6 protein-coding genes are annotated in these 5,960 nt (G+C 67.8%); all 6 read right to left on the reverse strand.

Features of this window, described 5'->3' with window-relative positions:
- The coding region (locus EQG76_RS29370) for a TRAP transporter substrate-binding protein (protein WP_159718785.1) at nucleotides 1-753 on the reverse strand (753 nt) is incomplete at its 3' end.
- Nucleotides 754-807: 54 nt separating this feature from the next.
- Nucleotides 808-2,079, reverse strand: a complete 1,272-nt coding sequence (locus tag EQG76_RS29375; RefSeq protein ID WP_407925587.1) for a TRAP transporter large permease — start codon at nucleotides 2,077-2,079, stop codon at nucleotides 808-810.
- Nucleotides 2,080-2,089: 10 nt separating this feature from the next.
- The gene (locus tag EQG76_RS29380; protein WP_159718789.1) at nucleotides 2,090-2,608 is read right to left on the reverse strand and encodes a TRAP transporter small permease; all 519 of its coding nucleotides are present in this window, start codon (nucleotides 2,606-2,608) and stop codon (nucleotides 2,090-2,092) included.
- A gap of 309 nt (nucleotides 2,609-2,917) precedes the next feature.
- On the reverse strand, nucleotides 2,918-3,727 hold the full coding sequence (locus EQG76_RS29385; RefSeq protein ID WP_159718791.1) for an HpcH/HpaI aldolase family protein: 810 nt from the start codon (nucleotides 3,725-3,727) through the stop codon (nucleotides 2,918-2,920).
- Nucleotides 3,728-3,753: 26 nt separating this feature from the next.
- Nucleotides 3,754-5,040: an MFS transporter gene (locus EQG76_RS29390; protein WP_159718793.1), complete on the reverse strand. Its 1,287-nt coding sequence runs from the start codon at nucleotides 5,038-5,040 to the stop codon at nucleotides 3,754-3,756.
- A gap of 68 nt (nucleotides 5,041-5,108) precedes the next feature.
- The gene (locus EQG76_RS29395; RefSeq protein ID WP_159718795.1) at nucleotides 5,109-5,819 is read right to left on the reverse strand and encodes a FadR/GntR family transcriptional regulator; all 711 of its coding nucleotides are present in this window, start codon (nucleotides 5,817-5,819) and stop codon (nucleotides 5,109-5,111) included.
- Nucleotides 5,820-5,960 lie beyond the last annotated feature (141 nt).

Below are 5,960 nucleotides of genomic sequence, written 5' to 3' on the forward strand. Positions count from 1 at the left end.
CTGCTGGTGCTCCTCGCTCAGCCGGTCGAGCTGCAGCTTCGACATGAACAGGACCGGTGCCGCGTAGTGGACGCGGGTGAGGTTGAAATACTTGCTTACCTCGAAGAACCGGTCGGAGACATAGACATCGGCGCTGGTGTCGGCCGCGTCGATCACGCCGTTCTGCAGCGCCAGGTAGAGCTCGGTATAGGCCATCGGGGTCGCCTGCGCGCCCATGGCCTCATAGGTGTCGACGAAGCTCGGCGACTGCGGCACGCGGATCTTGAGGCCCTTCAGGTCGGCCGCCGAACGGATCGCCGTCTTGCCGAACACGTCACGCTCGGCCGCCGAGAAGAAGCCGAGGCCGACGACACCGTGCTGGTCGAGCAGGTCGAGCATCGCCTGGCCGGCATCGCTGGCGAGCCTGGCGTTGGCCTGCGCGGCGTCGTCGAACAGATAAGGCAGGGACAGGACCGCGAACTCGGGCACGGTCGGCTCGAAGATCGGTGAGGAGGCGACCCCCAGCGAGATGGCGCCCACGCGCGCGCTCTGGATCATCTTCGCCTCGCCGCCGAGCTGGCCGTTCGGGAAGATCGTGACGGTGACGTCGCCCTTGCTGCGCTCCTCGACCAGTTCCTTGAACTTCACGGCGACCTGCTGATACCAGCTGTCCTCTTTCAGGACATGGCCGAACTTCAGCTCGGTGGCGGCATCGGCCGGAGCCGCGACGGCGAGTGCCGTGGCGCACAGAATCGAGGCCAGGAGCTTCTTCATGGAGTCACCTCCCGATGGGTGTCGCGGCGGCCGCGCCGCCTGCGGTGGTCGAGTTCAGCGCAGGAAGAACATGGAGATCCCGGGAATGAAGCTGATGAGCAGCACGTCGATGATCAGGATCGCCAGGAAGTAGAGCAGCCACTTCACGATCTGGTCGATGCGCAGGCCGGCGATCTCGCAGGCGATGAACAGGTTCACGCCGACGGGTGGGGTGACCATGCCGACCGCGAGGTTCGCGATCATGATGAAGGCGAAGTGCAGGGGATCGACGCCGTACTGCAGCGCGATCGGCGCCAGGATTGGGGCCAGGATGATGATCGCCGCCAGCGTCTCCATGAACAGCCCGACGATCAGCAGCAGGACGTTGACCAGGAGCAGGAAGCCCACCGCTGAGCCGACCACCGAGGTGATCCAGGCGCCCACCTGGTGCGGGATCTCGTTCAGCGTCAGCACGAAGCCGAAGGCCGAGGCGAAGCCCACGATCAGGAGGAGGCCGCCGGACATCACCGCGCTGCGGATGAAGACGTCGACCGCCATGCGCAGCGTGAGCTGGCGATAGATGAAGATGCTGACGAACAGGCCATACACGATCGCCACCACCGCGGCCTCGGTCGGCGTGAACATCCCGGTATAGATCCCGCCTAGGATGATGACCGGCATGGCCAGCGCCCAGCCGGAGCTCTTGAAGGCCCTGAGCAGGTTGCTCAGCCACTGCCTGGGCGTGATCCGCTCGACCTCGTCGAACTGCCGCCAGTGCGCCGCGATCACGGTGCCCAGGATCAGCGAGCAGCCGATCATGATCCCGGGTAGGATCCCGGCGATGAACAGGTCGGAGACCGAGACGCCGATCACCAGGCCATAGATGATCATCGGCAGGGAGGGCGGAATGATGACGCCCAGCTCGCCGGATGCCGCCACGACCGCGGTCGCGAACGGACGCGGATAGCCCTTTTGCACCATGGCCGGGATGGTGATCGTGCCGATGGCGGCGGTGGTGGCCGAGGACGAGCCCGAGATCGTCGCGAAGAACATGCTGGTGAGCGTGGCCGATGCGCCGAGTCCGCCGCGCACCCAGCCCACGATCGCGTTGGCCAGGGCCAGGAGTCGCTCGGAGATGCCGCCTGCCTGCATGATGTTGCCGGCGATGATGTAGAAGGGCACCGCCATCAGCGAGAAGCTGTCCATCGATTCGAAGACGGTCTGGACGGCCGCCACCAGTGGGATGCCGCCGCTGTGGAGCGTCGCGAACGCGACGATGCCGAGCGAGACCGCGATCGGCACGGAAAGGAGGAACAGGGCGAGCAGGCCGCCCACCAGCTGGACGATGGCCATGGACCTACTCCGCCGGGATCGTGTCGAGCCGGCGAGGCTCAGGCCTGGCCTGCCGGAGCTGCTCGGTGAGCAGCATCACCAAATTGAGCGCGGCGATGGCACCGCCCACCGGCATGGCGCCGTAGACATAGGCCATCGGCAGGCGCAGGACCGGCGAGGCTTCGAAGAAGCTCATCGCGGTCCACTCCCAGCCCACCCAGGCCAGCACCAGGAAGAAGCCGATGCAGGTCAGGGTGACCACGATCTGCAGCAGGCGCGAGAGCTTCGGCGGTAGGACGACGGTCAGGAAGTCGACCGAGATCAGCCCGTTGGTCCGGCACAGGGTCGCGGCCCCCAGGAAGGCCGACCAGATGAAGCAGTAGCGCGCGATCTCCTCGGTCCAGGGGGCCGAGACCCGGATCTCGAAGGTTGTCAGCACGAACCGGATGATGATCTGATAGCTGATGGCGACGGTCGCCACGATCATCAGCACGCCGGCGATGCAGCGCAGGGCGAAGTTCATCCCGTCGACGCATCTTGCCACGGGCGCTGGTCCTTGAACGGCCATGGGCGACCATCCTTGCTGGGGGCGAACGAACCGGACGGCGAGGCTGGCCCGCCGTGCCGGGTCATCGAGCGCGCGTGATCATCCGCTCGGCCATCGCGGCATGCCGTTCATGCTGTTCTCCCTGACTGCCGGCCTGCCTTGCAGGCGGCTCGCTTTCTTGGTCGGCCCGCTTGCTGCGGCCATCGAGGGCGGGGCGGCCAGAGCCGCCATACCGCGTGAATGAAACTTACCTACCAGTCAAGAAGTTGTCGATAGTGGTTGCAGACCGCCCGCATCGACCCGGGCTCAGGCCCGGGTGGGCCGCGCTCCGTTCAGGGCCGCCCTCGTCTCGCGCAGGGTCGCGGTGCCGAGCTCGCGCAGGAGCCCCAGGTCCGAGTGCAGCGGGATGAACTCGTAACCGGTCTCGGCCAGGCTGGCCGCCGCCTGCGGGCTCATCGCGTTGATGCCCGCCTTGAGGCGATGGCGGCGGCAGAGATCAATGATCGTGCGATGCGCCTCGTCGATGAAGCCGTCGTTCACACCCACGGCGGGTGCCCGGCCGGCCGAGGCGGACAGGTCGGCCGGGCCGAAGAAGATCCCGTCCAGCCCCGGCACCGAGGCGATCGCCTCGGCATTCTTCATCCCCTCCACGGTCTCGATCATCGCGAACACCAGGATGGCTTCGCGCGACCTGGTGAACACCTCGCCGATCTCGTCATAGTAGCTGGACGAGCGCAGCCCGCCGAAGCTGCGATAGCCCAGGGGCGGGTAGTGGCAGGCCCCGACGAAGCGTGCGCATTCCTCGCGGTTGTTGATCATCGGGCAGATCAGGCCGCTGGCCCCGGCATCCAGCACCTTCTGGGCCAGGCCCACATCGTTCCAGGGCAGCCGGACCATCGCGGACAGGCCGGACGCCTCGATGCCCTGGAGCATCCGCACCATGTCGGAGAAGTCGATCATGCCGTGCTGCATGTCGATGACCATGCAGTCATAGTCGAGCAGGGCCAGGGCTTCGGCAGTGTAGGGGCTGGGGATCGAGCACCAGGAGGTGAGCGCCACCCTGCCCTCGTCCCAGACCTTGCGGACCGGGTGGCGGACCATCCGCTGCGTGCGCATCGAGCTCTCCTTTTTTGTCCTGGTGGTCATGCCTGGCGCAGCCGTGCTGCCGGCTGGCGGCCGCGGGCGAGTGCGAGGAGGCCCGCAGCGATCGGGAAGCAGCCGATCAGCGCGATCGCCATGGCGAAGTCGCCGGTCCAGTCCTTGGCGTAGCCGATGAGGGTGGGGCCGACGAGGCCGCCGAACTGGGCCAGGGTGTTGATCAAAGCGAGGCCGGCCGCCGCGGCGACGCCGGTCAAAAACGAGCCCGCCATCGCCCAGAAGATGCCCAGTGGTGCAAACAGGCTGCCCCAGGCCAAGCACAGCACCAGATAGGCCAGGGCCGGGCTGGTCACCGTCGTGCTGACGATCAGGAGGCCGCCGCCGATGATCAGCGGCAGCGCCAGGTGCAGGCGCCGCTCCTGGTGGCGGTCGGAGCTCAGGCCCAGCAGGATGGCGAAGATCACCGACAAAAACGGGGGCCCAGCGGACAGCAGCGACGCGGTCAGGTTGCTGGTGTCGCCCACCGACTTGATGATCTGCGGCAGCCACATCTGCAGCGCGTACACGGCCACCAGGAACAGGAAATAGATCAGGCCCAGCAGCCAAACCCGCGGATTGCGCACCGCTTCGCCCAGCCGGCCATGGCCATCGAGCTGCGCCCGTTCCTTGGCCATCCGCTCGCTCAGCCATTGGCGCTCGTCCGGCGCCAAGAAGGGTGCGGTGGCCGGGTCGTTGGCCAGCCAGTAGCGGGCGCCGATGCCGATCAGGAGCAGCGGCGCTGCCTCCAGGATGAACATCCAGCGCCAGCCGCTCAGGCCGAGCATGCCGTCCGTGGCGTCGATGATGAGGCCGGAAACCGGGCCGGCCAGCACGCCCACGATCCCCACCCCGGTCGTGATCACCGCGGTCGCGAAGGCACGGTGTGACTGCGGGTACCAGTAGGTGACGTAGAGCATCAGGCCGGGGATCAGCCCGGCCTCGGCGGCGCCGAACAGGAAGCGGACCAGGTAGAAGCTGAGCGGACCGCTGACCAGCGCCATCATCATGGCGGTGATCGAGCAGCTGATCAGGATCCGCGCGATCCAGACATTGGCGCCGAAGCGGTGCATCGCCAGGTTGCTGGGGATCTCGAAGAGCGCGTAGCTGACGAAGAAGACGCTGGCGCCGATGCCGAACTGGATGGCGGTGAGGCCGATCTCCGGCCCCATGGTGAGTGCTGCGAAGCTCAGATTCACCCGGTCGAAATAGTTCAAGACCTGGAAGAGCAGGGCCAGCAGGAGCACGTTCAGGTGCACCTTGCGCATGGTGCGTCGTTCGATGTCGCCGGTCATCCGGCCTCCCTGATCTGGTCGTTGCCGCGGGTCGCGGGTCTGGTAGAGCGGTGGCGGCGCACCACGGGTCAGTCGCTGAAATACCGGGATCGAATCTCCTGGCAGAGCCGCTTCATGGCCCGCCTGGCCAGGACGGGGTCCTTGTCCGTCAGCGCGGTCACGATCTCGCCGCGCAGCCCGTTGGCGAGCCGGTGGCGGGCCGGGTCGTGCCGGCGCTTGCGGATCCCTTCCCACATGGCACCCCGGCGCAGGTCCCACAGCTCCTTCACGGTCTTGGCCATGAAGCTGTTGCCGCACGCCTGAGCCAGGACGAGGTGGAACTGGTGGCGCGCATCCGCGGCGATGTCGCCATCCGGATCCGCGACGCTCATCCGCGCCACGGCGGCGGCGAGATCGGCGATATGGCCCGGCTCCGCGCTGCGCGCGGCCAGGGCCGCGACCTCGGGCTCGATCAGGCTGCAGGCCTCCAGCTGCTCCAGCCAGCTCGGCGCCGCCTCACGCGCGATCGACGGCGCCTGCGCCGGGCGGTCCTGGACGAAGATGCCCTCCCCCGGGCGCACCTGGACCAGGCCCGCCGCCTCGAGCGCGATCATCGCCTCGCGCACCGAGGGCCGGCTGACCCCGAACTGCTTGGCCAGGTCCCGCTCCGCCGGCAGCCGGTCCCCCGGCTTCAGCTCGGCCGTGCGGATCAGCTCCGCGACCTGCTCCGCGATCTGCGCATAGACCCGGCGCGCCTGGATGACCTTGAAGCGCGTGGGTGGGGCGGCATCCGGCTGCATGGCTGCCCGTGGTCTGGTGGTCAGGCCACCGTACCGCCGGTCTGCGCCAAGTCAACTCGCCGGCTCCCCGGCCCCCTCGCCCGCCGCTTGACCGGGCGCGCCACCCCGCCGCAAGTCGTTCGCTAAGCGCGCCCCGCGATC

Origin of the sequence: Geminicoccus flavidas (assembly GCF_009806515.1) — a bacterium.
In the GTDB taxonomy this organism is placed as follows: domain Bacteria; phylum Pseudomonadota; class Alphaproteobacteria; order Geminicoccales; family Geminicoccaceae; genus Geminicoccus; species Geminicoccus flavidus.